We start from the raw sequence: 13,567 nt of genomic DNA on the forward strand, positions 1-13,567 counted from the left end.
CGCTGTGCTCACTTGACGGTGAAGCCCTGCTGCTTCGCGTAGCTGACGACCTGGTTCTGCCAGGTCGCCAGCGCGGCCTTCAGGTCGCCATGATCGGCGATCGCCTTGCCGAGCGTCGTCCCGTAACTGGAGTTCACGTAGTCCATGAACGGCAGCCACTGGAACTTCGGATTGACGGTGTCGGAGACCTGGGCGAAGAACTTGTTCACCTGCTGCCCGCCGTAGAAGGCGCTCTTCGCGTCGACGAACTGCGGATCCTTGAGTGTCGCCGTCGTCGTGGGGAACAGGAACTGCTTGTTCGCCATCATCAGCGTGGATGCCAGATCGTTGTTGATGAACTTCGCGAGCTCATACGCGGCGATCGGGTTCTTCGTCGTGGCCATCACGGCATCCGAGGAGCCTCCCCAGTTGCCCGAGACGTTCTGGCCGGCCTGCCACTGCGGAATGTCTCCGGCTCGCCACTTGCCACTCGTGCTCTTCACCGTGCCCTGAAGGAAGACCGGTCCCCAGGCCGCGACCAGCCAGCTGGCGTACTTGTTCGCTGCCAGCCCCTGGTAGTAGGCGTCCGTGAAATCGGGATCCGTCGCGACCAGGCCCTTGTCGATCAGGTCCTGCCAGTACGACACGACTTTCTGGTCGGTGGCGGAGTTCAGGTCGATCCCGACGGTCTTCTTGCCGTCATAGCTGAACGGATGGGCGCCGGCCTGCCAGAAGAAGCCGATCATCTGGAACATGTCGTTGCCGGGCAGGTCCGTGATGTACGAGCCCGTCTTCGACTTCACGTCGGCCGCAGCCTTGGCGAAGTCGTCCCACGTCGCGGGTGCACCGTTCAGCCCGGCAGCCTTGAAGATGTCGTCGCGGTACAGGGTGCCCAGCGGGCCGGAGTCCTGCGGGATGCCCCAGATGCCCGAGTTGTTCGCCACCTGGTTCCAGACCCATCCGACGTAGTCGCTCTTGAGGTCCGCCGCTCCGTACGGCGTCAGGTTCAGCAGGCTCTTGGTCTGCGTGAACGACGGAATGTAGTCGTACTCCACCTGAGCGACGTCGGGAACGCCCTTGCCGGCCTTGAGCGCCGCCCGCAGCTTCGGGTAGTGCTGGGCGCCACCAGTGGTGTTGACCACGTTCACCTTGATCTTCGGGTACTTCTTCTCGAACAGGTTCACCTCGTCCTGGATGTTGGGCACCCAGGTCCAGAACGTGAGGGTGGTGGGCGTGTTCATCGCCTTGGTGATGTCTGCCTGGCTCACCGGCTTCGTCGACCCGGTGCTGGCTTCCTGGCTGCTGCATCCGCTGAGGAGCAGCGCGAGCGCCGTGACGCCGGAGGCCAGCGCCAGTGCTGTCTTTCGGAACTTCATCGTCGACCTTCTCTTTCTTCGGTGGTGCTCGGTACGAGGTCGTCCTCGTCTCGGTCGCTGGGCTCTGTCAGGAGGATCCGGCTCGACCAGGCCGGAAGAGTGTGGACTGTATCCGCGGCGGACTCGGAGCCGTCGGCCACGTCACGCGTCGCCGGCAGGAGTCGCACCAGCTGCTCGTCGCCGCTCCAGTTGATGAGGAACCAGGCGCGTGTGCCGTCCGGCATGCGTCCGGATGTCACGGTCAGCGGAGTGTCGCGCTCCGGCGCGAGCTCGTCGGCGACCCGGTCCGGCACGGCCCAGCGCATCAGCGCGGCAGCGAGCGAGCGCGACGGAACGGTGCCGACCACGGTGACTCTCCCTGTGCCATGGGCCTTAGAGGTGACGGCCGGGAAGTCGCCGAATCGCGGATGCCGGTAACTGACCAGTTCCTCGGCGCCCTTGGCGATGAGCCCGTCGACCCACCCGGTGGCCGAGGCATCCTCGTCGAGCTCGATGACGGACGATGAGACCGCGACCGACGATTCGAGATTGGAGTACTCGTCGTAGCGCACGGCGGCCGCCTCGGTCAGACGATCGGGAGCGACGGCGACACGGGCCCTCGCCAGCTCGTCCCCGTACGCCGTGCGCGGGCCGATCACGAGGTGCCCGCCGGCGCTCGCGTACTCCCGGAGCAGGTCGAGGGTCGCGTCGTCTGCGACGTAGAGGGCGGGCACCACCAGAGCCGGATAGCGCTCCGCCAGCTCCGCAGCGCCGAGCTCCGCCGCTTGCTCGACGTGCAGGATGCGCGCCTGCGCTCCCGACTCGATCACGCCGGTATGGAATGCGTCGAAGATGTGCTCGTACGTCTGCCGGTCCGGTTGCCCGTCGCGGGCCAGCGCCGGGAAGAACTCGAGCGCCCAGCGCGAGTCGTTCGACCAGAGCAGCGCAGCGTCCGCATCCGGCGCGTAACCGTCGAGAGCAGTGCCGGCTCGCTGGAGCAGCTGGCCGATCTCGGCGACCTCGTCGTACACGCGCCCCGGCCGCAGGCTGTGCGGCAGCACGCCGCCCCAGTACGTCTCGGTGCCGTAGGGCAGCGTGTGCCAGTGCCAGTACTCGATCATGGCCGCACCGCGGCTGACCAGCCCCAGTGCCGCGGCCTGCAGCTGGCCGGGCCAGGGCGGAAGGTTCATGAAGCTCTGCCCGATGGACTGGGCGTTCGTCTCCGTCACCAGGAACCGCGCCTGCTTCGACGAGAACAGACGATCCGCCTGCCGGAAGAAGCTACCGACGCCCGAGGTCGTCCAGTGCGTCTGCGCCGACTCGTGCTTCGTGAGATCGAGGTGGTCCTGCATCGCGTAGTACGGGTTGCCGGCCGCGATGTCGAGCGACTCCGTCAACTCGCGGTCGTCGACGGCGGGCCGCGGATACGCAAGGCACGTCGTCACGAACTGCCTCGGCGTGGAGTACTCGCGCACGATCTTCGCCTGCCACGAGATGAACTCAGTGGTCTGCTCGGCCTGGAAACGGCGCCACTCCAGGTCGTACTGAGGCAGCGAGTTGCCGTCCGGCACCCACAGCTCCGACCAGTCGGCGATGCGGTGCGACCAGTACGTGAGTCCCCACTCGCGGTTCAGCGTGTCGACGTCGCCGTACCGGCGCTCGAGCCAGCGCACGAAGCGGAGGAACACGCCGCGGTTGTGGAACAGCTCGAGCCCCGGCTCGTTGTCGACCTGGAACCCGATCACCGCCGGATGCTGCGCGTAGCGTCCGACCACCTTGCGGATGATGCGCTCGGCGAAGTACCGGAACGCAGGATGCGTGAAGTCGGCCTCCTGCCTGCTCCCCCACGGCATCCGCCGGCCCGTTTCCGGTTCCGCGGCGATCTCGGGGTAGGCGGTCTGGAGCCACGGCGGAACGGCGTAGGTCGGAGTACCGAGGATCACGCGGATGCCACGGCGGTGCGCCCCGTCGAGCACGGGCTGCAGCCACTCGAGATCGAACTCGCCTTCGCGGGGCTCCCACGTCGACCACACCGACTCGCCCACGCGGATGACCGAGAATCCGGCCTTCACCATCAGGTCGAGGTCTTCCTCGGTGCGCTCGCTCCCGTGGTACTCGGCGTAGTAGGCGGCTCCGAAGAGCACGCGGTCCGGCTCGTAGGTGTGGGGTGACGACATGGGGACTCCGTTGTCTTCTGGGGGCGCCTGTCGTGCGTGCGAGCCGGTGGCGGGCATCCCCTGCGGCAGGTTTCGCATGAAAGCTAACTCATTTCGTTACCGGTAACAATCCTCTGTTACAGTTTCGTTACCGGTAACGAAGTGGCCGTACGCCAATCAGCGCGAACCCCCAGTTCGCGCGCCCGCCCGTGCCCGGACGGCAAGAGTTCGCGTGGCGATCGACTGGTACGGCCATACAGTTGTCGCGAGCAGCGCCGCCCGATTCGGAGGGTAGATGTCAGCAGACGGCATGGGCACTTCGGCGGACCGATCCGCCGGCAAGCAGCCCACGATCTACGATGTCGCGCGGCAGGCGGGAGTCTCGCACCAGACCGTGAGCCGACTGCTCAAGGGCGACCCGGGCATCAAGCCGATGAATCGGGAACGCGTTCTCAAAGCCCTCGACGAGCTCGGCTACCGGCCGAACCTGACCGCGCGGTCCCTCGCGACGAATCGCTCTCACCGGGTGGCGGCTCTGACGCAGGAGATCACCCAGGTGGGTCCGGGGCGGGTCGCGCAAGGGGCAAGCGAGGAAGCAAGGGCGCACGGCTACGTGCTCGACATCATCACCCTGGATGTCGGCGACCGCGCCAACGTCGAAGAGGCCATCAAGCTCGTCAATCAGCACGACGTGGCAGGCATCCTCGCCCTCGCCTCGACGGATGAGCTCCGCGACGCGTTCGAGAGCGCGAGATTCCAGGTGCCTGTGGTCATCCCCTTCGGGATGGTCGCCGGCAACTCCGACGGCCCCGACATGAGGGGGCAGGCGATGCGAGAGCTCGTCGATCACCTGGTGACGCTCGGGCATCGGCGCTTTCTGCACCTGGCCGGCCCCGGCACATGGGTCGCCGCGCGCAACAGGCGCGAGGACTTCGACGATGCCCTTGCCGCACACGGCCTGGCCCTCGAAGCCGTGGTGCACGGCGACTGGTCGGCGAAGTCGGGTTACGACGCGGTGCATCAGCTGGGGGCGGGCATCCCGTACACAGCCATCCTTGCGGCGAACGACCAGATGGCGATCGGCGCCATTCTCGCCCTGAGCGAGCTCGGGCTTCGCGTTCCGGAGGATGTCTCGGTGACCGGAATGGACGACATCCCGGAAGCCGCCTACGTGCGTCCCCCGCTCACAACGATCCAGCTCGGGCTCGAGGAGGAGGGGCGCGACACGTTCCGTCAGCTGCTGGTGCTCATGACCGGCGAGCAGACCGAGAGGCGACCGACACCGGCGACGGTGGTGCTGCGCCGGTCGACGGGTCCGGCGAGGAGCTGAGGCGCAGCTGCGAATTCCGCCGCAAGGTGGGCCACTCTTCGCCGACGACGCGGAGTGACGACGCTCTAGGGTGTGGGGATGAGACGCCGACTGATCATCGATTCGGACGCCAAGAACGAGGCGGACGACCAGTTCGCGATCGTGCACGCGCTGCTCTCGCCGAGCCTCGACATCGCGGGGATCATCCCGGCCCACTTCGGCGACGCCCGAGGCCCGCACAGCATGCGGGACAGCCGTCACGAGGTCGACCTCCTCCTCCGGCTGCTCGAGCGCGACGACATCGTGGTGGCCGACGGCGCCGAGCATCGTCTTCCGGATGAACGGACTCCTGTCGACTCCGCGGGCGCCCGGCTCATCATGCGCGAATCGCACGAGCCCGGCCCGTTGTTCGTCATCTTCCTCGGGCCGCTCACCGATATGGCCAGCGCACTCCTGCTCGATCCGACGGTCGCCGACAACCCGGAGCTGACGGTGGTGTGGATCGGCGGAACGCCGTACGACGACATCACGGGCGGGGAGCTGCGGGGTGAGTTCAACCTGAGCAACGACGTGGCTGCGGCCAACGTCGTCTTCCAGTCCGGGCTCCGTGTCTGGCAGATACCCATGACGGTGTACCGGATGGTCGGGGTCGGCTACGCCGAACTCGACGAGAAGGTCGCGCCTTACGGCGAGCTCGGTTCGTATCTCGTACGACAGCTCAAGGAGTTCAACGACGCCAACGTGGATCCGGAGATCGAGTACCGCTCCCTCGGCGACTCGCCCGCCGTGAGCGTGGTTCTCAACCCCGCCGGAGCGGTCTGGCGGCATCGGCCGGTGCACGTCTTCGGAGCCGACGCCCGGATGACCAACGTGCTCGTCGAGGGCAGGTCGGTTCGCGTGGCCGAAAGCGTCGACGTGAGATTCCTGCTCGAGGACATGTTCGCGAAGATCAAGGCCCACGGCGCGCAGCGCTGATCACGGCAAAAGTGGCAAACGGTTGTCGCGCGGGTCGCCTCCTGCTGAACTGACCGCATCCCACCACCGAAGGAAGGTTTACTGTGCCGTTCTCCGCGTTCGGAGTCATCACCGATGCCGCCCGCACCGACGCCGCGTTCGCGGCAGGCGTCGACTACGTCGAGCCCACAATCGTGGACAACGTGATCGTGCGGGGCGGCGACGAGTGGCGCCTGTCGGATGCCTACCGTGACGTGAGGCATCCGTCATTCGCTGTCCTGGTCCCCGGCAGTGTGCCGCTCATCGGGACCGAGAGCATGCTCGATGGGGCTCGGCGCTATTTCGATGCCGTCTTCCCGCTCCTCGGCGAGGTGGCCGAGCCCGGCGCCAAGGTCGTCTTCGGATCGGGTCGCTCCCGTACGGCACCGGTCGGACTGGCCCACGAAGCGGCGCTGGAGCAACTCGCCGAGGTCGTGCGCGCGGCACGCGACGCGGCGGCCGCGGCCGACCTGCGCGTCATGCTGGAGCCGTTGAACACCGGTGAGACGAACCTCATCAACTCGATCGGCGAGGCATCGGAGTTCCTCGATGCTTTCGAGATCGCGAACGTCCCCGTCGTCGCCGACCTGTACCACATCGTTCTCGAGCAAGAACCGCTGGACTCGATCATCCGGCACGCCGCGAAGATCGGGCATGCGCACATCGCCGACAGCGGTCGACGCTATCTGGGCACCGGCGATTGGCCGTGGCGCGAGTTCCTTGCGACCCTTCAGCGGGCCGGGTATGACGGCAGCGTCTCACTCGAGTGCAACTGGGGCCCGGACTTCGAAACCGAAGTGCGGGCATCCGTCGACGTGCTGCGCGCCGCCTGACTCCCTCGCCGCGCATTCCGCTGTCTCTAATTGCGGATTCGTTTGACGGACACCCGCAATTCGCGACAGCTGAATCACGGTGTCAGCGGGACGCCGCGGCGCGGATGCCCTCCAGCAGCAGCTCCACGTGCCTGCGCCAGTTGCGGCCGCGGGTCATGTTGGCCATGGCCCCGCGTGTCAAGAGAACGAAGTCCGTACTCGTGATGTCGTCGCGGAGGTACCCCGCGTCGATGGCGCGACCGAGGATGCGCTCGACGATCACGCCGAACTGCTCCTTCTCGGCGTTGATCTCCTGCCAGTCCGGCTCCTCTGCGCCGAGCACGGCCAGGCGGTAGGCGGCATCCGTCTCGGCCGTCTCCAGATAGCCGAGAAGTAGAGCGCGGAAGGACTCTCCCGGGTCCTCGACCTGCTCCGCGGCCCGCGCTACCGCAGTCATCGCCTCGAAGCGACTGCCCACGATGGCCGCGAGCAGGGCTTTCTTGTCGGAGAAGTGCCGGTAGAGCGTCCCGACGCCGACGCCTGCGCGCTCTGCGATCTCGTCGATCTGCACCACGTCGCCGCGCTCGGTGAAGAGGTCGCGCGCTGCGTCGAGGATGGCCCGGCGATTGCGCCGGGCGTCGGCGCGCATACGCACTTCGGCTTCGGTCATGACTCAGCAGATTACTTGACGGAATGCGGTCGTGCGCACATAATCGGAACCGGAACTCAGATTCCGTTTATCGAGGAGGTTCATCCGAATGATCGTGGTCACCGCTCCCACCGGGCAGATCGGCAGCAAGCTCGTGCGCGAGCTACTCGAGCGAGGGAGCGACGTTCGAGTGGTCGTGAGGGATGCCTCGCGACTCGATCAAGACGTACGCGACCGCGTCGAGGCGGTCGCGGGGTCGCACGGCGATTCCGCCGTACTCGACGAGGCGCTCGCCGGAGCAGATGCGCTGTTCTGGCTGGTTCCGCCGAACCCGGCGGCGCCGAGCACTCGGGAGCACTATCTCGCCTTCGCCCGTGTCGCCTCGCAGGCCATCGACCGCCACAAGGTGGGACACGTCGTCGGCGTCTCGAGCGCCGGGCACGGCTGGCCGAAGCCCGCCGGCGTTCTCTCTTCGGCGTTCGCCATGGATGCCGAGCTGCGCACATCCGGAGCCGCATATCGGGCCCTGAGCATGCCGTTCTACCTGGAGAACCTGCTGCGCCAGCTCGACGGCATCCTCTCCCGCGGCTCCTTCGCACTGACCGGAGCGGCCGACGCGCCCATGCCCACCGTCGCCACGCGCGATATCGCCCACACCGCGGCCGACCTGCTCACCGATCTGAGCTGGTCCGGTCAGGACGACCTGCCCGTCTTCGGTCCGGATCACCTCAGCCCAGACCAACTGGCCGCCGTCATGAGCGAGGAGCTCGGCCGACCGGTCGCGTACCAGCGCCTGACCATCGACGAGTACGCGGGCATGCTGCGCTCCGCCGGCGCACCCGAACAGCAGGTGATCGAGAGCATCCAGACCTTCACGGCAGCCGACGAGGGCATCTACGACGCGGACTGGGCTCGCGCAGTGCCGACCGCGACCGACTTCCGCACGTGGTGCCGGGAGGTGCTGGTGCCCGCCGCGTCCGCGCGAGCGGCCGCGTGACTACCGTGCGGTGCGTTCGTTGGTCAGCGGCCGTGGGCCACGTGGCGGGCGCCGTCAAGAGCGTCACGTAGCACGGCGAGGTTCTCGAGGACCAGGTCGCTGAGCGCTCTTCCGTCGTCGGCATCGATCCACTCCGCCAGAGACACCTCGAAGACGTTGGCCGTCGTGTCAGCCAGGAGTGTTGCCGTACGCGCCGGAACTCCCCGCTCAAGAAGGCCATCCCGGATCGCTTCGGCGATCTCGGCCCGCTTGCGGAGGCTGCGTTCTCGCAAACCGGGGTCTGAGAGGACGATCGCGCTGCGGCGCCGGATCTTGTCGCGCTGGTGCTCCAGTTCCTCGTCCGAGAACCGGCGGATGCTCTCGACGATGAGCTCGATCGGCGAAAGATCGGCGGACGCGTCGGCGAACATGCTCCGGACGAGCGCCGGGAACTGGTCGTCCGCATAGATGACCTCGCGCTTGTCCGCGAAGTAGCGGAAGAACGTGCGCGTCGTGAGGCCCGCCCGCTCCGCGATCTGCGGCACGGTAGTGGCCGCGAAACCCTGCCGCTCGAAGAGCTCGAGCGCTGCAGCCTCGAGTCGTTCGCGAGCATCCGGGCGCCATCGACTCATGTCATCAGCCTACGTGATGACACTGCATGTCATTGCGTGTACAGTGACGACATGCAGTGTCATCACTTGATCGAAGAACAGTCTGGCCCGAACCGATCGCTGACGGGAGCGTGGGATGCCTGAGTCGGTATGGGTCCTCGGCGCGAGCGGGCGAACGGGCAGCGCCGTCGCCCGCCTGCTGGCGGCTCGCAACATCGCCACCGTGCTCGTCGGACGCAATGCCTCACGACTCGAGGCGCTCGCGGAGGAAATGGGCGCCAGGACGGTCGTCGCCGCCGGCCTCGACGACATGGCCGCGGCCATCCGACGTGATCGACCGGGCGTCGTCCTCAACACGGTCGGGCCATTCTCAGCGACGGCGCCGACGATCATCGACGCCTGCATCGCCGCCGGAAGCCACTACGTCGACCTGGGCAACGACATGGACTCGGTGCCGGCTGTGCTCGATCGCAACACGGACGCCGCGGCTGCGGGCGTGACCCTCGTCACGGGCGCCGGGTTCGGTGCCGCGGCCACCGAGTGCGTCGCCGTGCGAGTCTGCGCCGGGATACCGCCGGCCGCGAGAGTGCGCACAGACATGGTCCCCTCGCTCGCGATCGAGGAGGGCACACTCGGCGAGGCCTTCGCGGCGACACTGCTCCACGGCATGCCCGGTGTCCCCGGCGGCAGATACCAGGCTCGCCGTGTCGCGCGCGGCCGCGTCGTGTCCGCCGGCATCGGCAGTCGGCCACGGGCACTGACGACACCTGATGGAGACACGGTACGCACGGGTCTCATGCCGCTCGGCGAGCTCGAGGCCGCACGGCGCGCATCCGGGTCACCCGAAGTCGAGGCAGCATCGTCCGAGGCTCCCTCCGGCCCCGTTCGCGCACTCTTCCCTCTCGCCGAGGTCGCCCTTCGGATCGGTCCGTTGCGCCGCGCGCTGATTCACCGGCTCGCGGCCGTGCACACGAGCTTCCGACCACGGCCGAGGGAATACTCCTGGGCGCACGCACGGGTCGAGTGGGCGAACGGCCAGATCAAGGAAGGCTGGCTGCGGCTGGGCGATGCGAGCGATGCGACGGCGCGCTTCGCCGCAGAGGTGACCGCCCGGCTTGCCGAGGGGGGAGGCGAGCCGGGCGCCTTCACGCCGGCCGCGCTGTTCGGACCGGGGCTCGCAGAGGCGTGCGGCGGCCAGTACGTGGAGTGACGCTGGGTCTCTCGTCACGCTCGCCCCGACTCGTCGGGCACGGCGTTGCGCAGGTCGTCGAGGAGGCTGGGCCCGGTGGGGCGCCAGTCCAACTCCCCGGCGGTCCAGGTACCGGATGCGGGCAGGTCGAGCCCCGCAAGCTGAGCGAGCCATCCGAAGTACCCGGCAGCGTCTTCGGGCGCCAAGGAGGCCACGGGGAGGTGCAGGGTTTCGCCGATCGCTTCGGCGATCTCGCGCAATCGCACGCCCTCTTCGGCGACAGCGTGATACCGCATTCCCTGCCGGCCGCGCTCCAGCGCGAGCCGGAACAGCCGCGCGGCATCCGTGACATGCACTGCGGGAACACGGTTGCTGCCATCGCCGATGTAGGCGACGCTGCCGCGCTCGCGTGCGAGGCGGATGTGCCAGCGCAGCCGTCCTTGCCGTCGGGTGTCGTGGACCTGCGGCAGACGCACGATCCTGACGTCGAGACCGTTCTCGATGAGCGCCTCGGCCGCCTCTTCGGAGGCGGCCCGCGCGACGACGGACGACGGCTCGTGCGGATCGCTCTCGACGACCGCAGCGCCCGGTCGCGCCCGCACCAAGCCTGTTCCGGAGGTGACGATGAGCGGACGGTCGGTGCCGGCGAGGGTCTCTCCGAGTGCAGCTATGACCATCCGATCGTTCTCGCTCGGTTCGGCTGAATCCGGATGCTCGTGGTCGAACGCCGTGTGCACGACCGCCTCCGCATCATCGGCGGCGGCACGGAGTCGGGGCAGGTCGTTCACGTCGCCGAGGAACGGCGTCGCGCCCGCTGCCCTGAGTCGCTCCGCCCCGGCTTCCGATCGACTGAGTCCCACGACGTCGTGCCCTGCGTCTCTGAGGTCGGTGACCAGGTGACTGCCGATGAATCCTGTCGCGCCTGTGACGAACACTCGCATGATTGCTCCTTTGATCTGTGTCCAACCCTGTTCTAGCACCAGTCCTTGTGTTCACAAGGCCTGGAATCCAAATCCGTATAATCGCGATATGAGTCGAAGATCCGTCGCAGACGATCGCGACTGGCGCCCCTCGATGCCAGAACTGCTTCGCGGGCGGCTTCGTGAATTGAGCGTTCTCGTGGAGCAGCGCGGCGAAGACGCACTGGCGGAGTCGCCGCTGTCGTTGCCGTTGAACCATCTGCTCGACGCGGTCGTGAGGGAGCCGGGGATCACCGTGACCACGATCGCCGCCGGCCTCGGCAAGAGCCAGCAGGCCATGAGCCAGGCCGCCGACCGACTCGAGCGGCTGGGTCTGATCGAGCGCCGAGTCGGGGCGGGTCGCGCCGTTGCTCTGCACCCGACGGATGCCGGAAAGGCGGCATCCGCCGACGGTGTCGGACGAGAGCTCGCGTCAGAACAACGGATCCGCGCCACGCTCGGCGCTCAGCGGTACGACGCGCTGGTCGCGCTTCTGGCGGAGGCGCGCGACGCGCTCCGGGCCCGCTGACGTGTTCCCCATGGCGGCCGCATCGGCTCACCACCGGATGGACGATGGAACCGTCTTCGGAAGGATCGTGCTCGATCCCCGTACCGGCCGGTGAGCCGAGCGGCACCGGAAAATGACGACCCGGGCGCGAAATACGGGCATCGGCCTCATTACGCTACTACGCTCAAAAGGCCAGGTCCCGCGGAATTCTGGCGCTTGAAGAACACGTCCCAAAGGGGGGAAAGATGTTTCGAGGATTCAAAAACTTCTTGATGCGTGGTGACGTGATCGTCGTCGCAGTCGGCCTGGTGGTTGCACTCGCATTCAGCACGCTGATCGCCGCATTCACGACAAACATCATCAACCCGCTCGTAGCAGCCGCACAGGGCGGCAAGACGTCACCAGGGCTGGGCTGGCAACTGGTCTCCGGCGGCGGCAATGGCACGTTCCTGAACCTGGGAGCGTTCATCTCCGCGATCATCTACTTCATCATCTTCATGCTCGTCGTGTACTTCGTGATCGTCGTTCCCTACCGGGCCGTGATGAAGCGTCAGGGAAAGACCGTGTTCGGTGAGCCGACACCTACGGCCACCTGCCCGTCGTGCCTTTCCGACGACCTACCCCTGGCGGCCACCGCGTGCAAGCACTGCGGCCGCGACGTCCCGGCCAGCGACGCGGGCACATCAAGCCGCCGTCACTGAACCGCCATCGGAAGCGGGTTCTGATCACGCGTATACCTCAGCGGAGGGCGTGGGATTCGAACCCACGAGACATTTCTGCCCACTGGTTTTCAAGACCAGCTCCATCGGCCGCTCGGACAGCCCTCCAGCCGCCGAGTCTACCGAGCACAGGCCGCTACAGGCGACTGAGGTGAGCGAAGACCGAGCTTGCTCGGTCTTCCGAACCGAGCGAGTCTGTTGTGGGGCGAAGCCCCACTACTCGAACTCCAGCCGCAGACGCAGCAACTCGGCGAGACTCTCAAGCTCAGTGCGCACGGCATCCTTCACCTCGGACGTGAAGGACTCGTCCTCGTACACGCGGTGCACCCGCAACACGGATGCCGGCAGATCGCTCGTGGCATCCACCTTGCCGACCAGGCGGTCGCCGTGCAGCACGGGGAGTGCGTAGAAGCCGAACCGTCGCTGCGCCGCCGGCTTGTACATGCCGAGCTGGTAATCGAAGTCGAAGAGCTCGGCGAGACGCTTGCGGTCGAAGACCAGCCGGTCGAACGGGGACAGGATCGCCGTGCGGCCCTCGAACTCGCGATCGAGCTGCGCGGGGTCGACCCGCCAGGTGCCGCGCACGCCCTCGATCACGGCCGGCTCGCCGGCGTCGCCGACATCCATCGGCTCGAACTGCGTCTGGGTGGTGCGCGCACGGGCGATGCCAAGCGACCGCAGGCGGCGAGCACGTCGCTCGCGCCCAGCATCCTCCAGCGGCACCACCGGGTCGTCCGGATAGACGCGCTCCGCCAGGTCCCATTGCCGTTCCCGGCCGAGCCGGCCGGCGACCGCGACCTCACCGCGCTGCTCCATGAACTCGAGCATCATCGCCGAGTTGCGGCCCGTGTTCCATCCGCTCGACTGCCACGGCTTCACGCACTTGTCGTCGGGCAGGTCACGCGAGATCATCGGGCCGCCGTGGCGGATTCGGGCGAGGATGTCCCGCCGCAGCGCGTCGTTCGCCTCCACCCACCCTGCCTGGGCGCGTGCCCAGCCCGGCGCGGCCTCGCCCGGCCACGCCTCCATCTCGGCCCGATACAGCGCAACGTCATGGGCAGGACGCATCATGCTTCGCAGTTCCACCATCACGTGGGATGCCAGTGCCCGCTGCAGATCGTCCGTCCGGTAGAAGCGCCCCAGCCGGCTCCACAGCACGAGGTCGGCGCTCGGCGCGACCGTGGCGGTCGGCTCGTACTGCACGAGGGTGAGCCTGCGCACCGTATCGAGCAGATCGACCGGACGCGCGGCATCCAGCAACTGGGCGCGCACCGCGATGCGGCGGGCATCCTGCCTGGTGAGACGGTGCGGTTCGGTCACGGGGTCAGGCTACGAACGACTACCGACGTGTC

Annotated in this window: 13 protein-coding genes and 1 tRNA gene; 7 read left to right on the forward strand and 7 right to left on the reverse strand. The window is 67.5% G+C overall.

The genetic code is table 11. The features are described 5' to 3' along the window. Positions 1–8: 8 nt before the first annotated feature. Both ACYVI5_RS16225 and ACYVI5_RS16230 read right to left on the reverse strand, forming a co-directional pair. A complete protein-coding gene (locus tag ACYVI5_RS16225) occupies positions 9–1,355 on the reverse strand; it encodes an ABC transporter substrate-binding protein (protein WP_460581135.1) in 1,347 nt (448 codons plus the stop codon). Next, positions 1,352–3,511, reverse strand: coding sequence for a beta-galactosidase (locus ACYVI5_RS16230; RefSeq protein ID WP_460581136.1), 2,160 nt, complete (start codon positions 3,509–3,511; stop codon positions 1,352–1,354). Before ACYVI5_RS16230 ends, ACYVI5_RS16225 begins: the two co-directional genes overlap by 4 nt. 274 nt (positions 3,512–3,785) lie before the next feature. Here ACYVI5_RS16230 and ACYVI5_RS16235 point away from each other — a divergent pair, with 274 nt between their 5' ends. The 3 genes from ACYVI5_RS16235 to ACYVI5_RS16245 all read left to right on the forward strand — a co-directional run bounded on the left by ACYVI5_RS16235 (position 3,786) and on the right by ACYVI5_RS16245 (position 6,625). After that, the gene (locus ACYVI5_RS16235) at positions 3,786–4,820 is read left to right on the forward strand and encodes a LacI family DNA-binding transcriptional regulator (protein WP_460581137.1); all 1,035 of its coding nucleotides are present in this window, start codon (positions 3,786–3,788) and stop codon (positions 4,818–4,820) included. Positions 4,821–4,898: 78 nt separating this feature from the next. Beyond that, positions 4,899–5,774, forward strand: a complete 876-nt coding sequence (locus ACYVI5_RS16240; protein ID WP_460581138.1) for a nucleoside hydrolase — start codon at positions 4,899–4,901, stop codon at positions 5,772–5,774. Between the two features lie 83 nt (positions 5,775–5,857). After that, entirely contained in the window at positions 5,858–6,625 is a 768-nt protein-coding gene (locus tag ACYVI5_RS16245; protein WP_460581139.1) for a sugar phosphate isomerase/epimerase family protein, read from the forward strand. An 82-nt stretch (positions 6,626–6,707) separates the two neighbouring features. Here the strand turns inward: ACYVI5_RS16245 and ACYVI5_RS16250 are convergent, their stop codons facing one another. After that, positions 6,708–7,274: a TetR/AcrR family transcriptional regulator gene (locus ACYVI5_RS16250; protein ID WP_460581140.1), complete on the reverse strand. Its 567-nt coding sequence runs from the start codon at positions 7,272–7,274 to the stop codon at positions 6,708–6,710. An 88-nt stretch (positions 7,275–7,362) separates the two neighbouring features. Between ACYVI5_RS16250 and ACYVI5_RS16255 the strand changes: the two genes are divergently transcribed. After that, positions 7,363–8,250, forward strand: coding sequence for a Rossmann-fold NAD(P)-binding domain-containing protein (locus tag ACYVI5_RS16255; RefSeq protein ID WP_460581141.1), 888 nt, complete (start codon positions 7,363–7,365; stop codon positions 8,248–8,250). Positions 8,251–8,273: 23 nt separating this feature from the next. On the opposite strand, the gene ACYVI5_RS16260 is transcribed toward ACYVI5_RS16255, so the two are convergent. Then, entirely contained in the window at positions 8,274–8,861 is a 588-nt protein-coding gene (locus ACYVI5_RS16260; RefSeq protein ID WP_460581142.1) for a TetR/AcrR family transcriptional regulator, read from the reverse strand. A gap of 115 nt (positions 8,862–8,976) precedes the next feature. Between ACYVI5_RS16260 and ACYVI5_RS16265 the strand changes: the two genes are divergently transcribed. Further along, a complete protein-coding gene (locus ACYVI5_RS16265; protein WP_460581143.1) occupies positions 8,977–10,050 on the forward strand; it encodes a saccharopine dehydrogenase family protein in 1,074 nt (357 codons plus the stop codon). Positions 10,051–10,064: 14 nt separating this feature from the next. On the opposite strand, the gene ACYVI5_RS16270 is transcribed toward ACYVI5_RS16265, so the two are convergent. Next, on the reverse strand, positions 10,065–10,970 hold the full coding sequence (locus tag ACYVI5_RS16270; RefSeq protein ID WP_460581144.1) for an SDR family oxidoreductase: 906 nt from the start codon (positions 10,968–10,970) through the stop codon (positions 10,065–10,067). Between the two features lie 88 nt (positions 10,971–11,058). On the opposite strand from ACYVI5_RS16270, the gene ACYVI5_RS16275 reads away from it, so the two are divergent. After that, positions 11,059–11,517, forward strand: a complete 459-nt coding sequence (locus ACYVI5_RS16275; RefSeq protein ID WP_460581145.1) for a MarR family winged helix-turn-helix transcriptional regulator — start codon at positions 11,059–11,061, stop codon at positions 11,515–11,517. A gap of 224 nt (positions 11,518–11,741) precedes the next feature. After that, the gene (locus ACYVI5_RS16280) at positions 11,742–12,197 is read left to right on the forward strand and encodes a large conductance mechanosensitive channel protein MscL (protein ID WP_460581146.1); all 456 of its coding nucleotides are present in this window, start codon (positions 11,742–11,744) and stop codon (positions 12,195–12,197) included. A 41-nt stretch (positions 12,198–12,238) separates the two neighbouring features. Here ACYVI5_RS16280 and ACYVI5_RS16285 read toward each other — a convergent pair. Together ACYVI5_RS16285 and ACYVI5_RS16290 are read right to left on the reverse strand one after the other, a co-directional pair. Beyond that, positions 12,239–12,323: transfer RNA gene (locus ACYVI5_RS16285), tRNA-Ser, on the reverse strand. A 108-nt stretch (positions 12,324–12,431) separates the two neighbouring features. Next, positions 12,432–13,535, reverse strand: a complete 1,104-nt coding sequence (locus ACYVI5_RS16290) for a winged helix DNA-binding domain-containing protein (protein ID WP_460581147.1) — start codon at positions 13,533–13,535, stop codon at positions 12,432–12,434. Positions 13,536–13,567: the final 32 nt, after the last annotated feature.

The organism is Humibacter ginsengisoli (assembly GCF_054780095.1).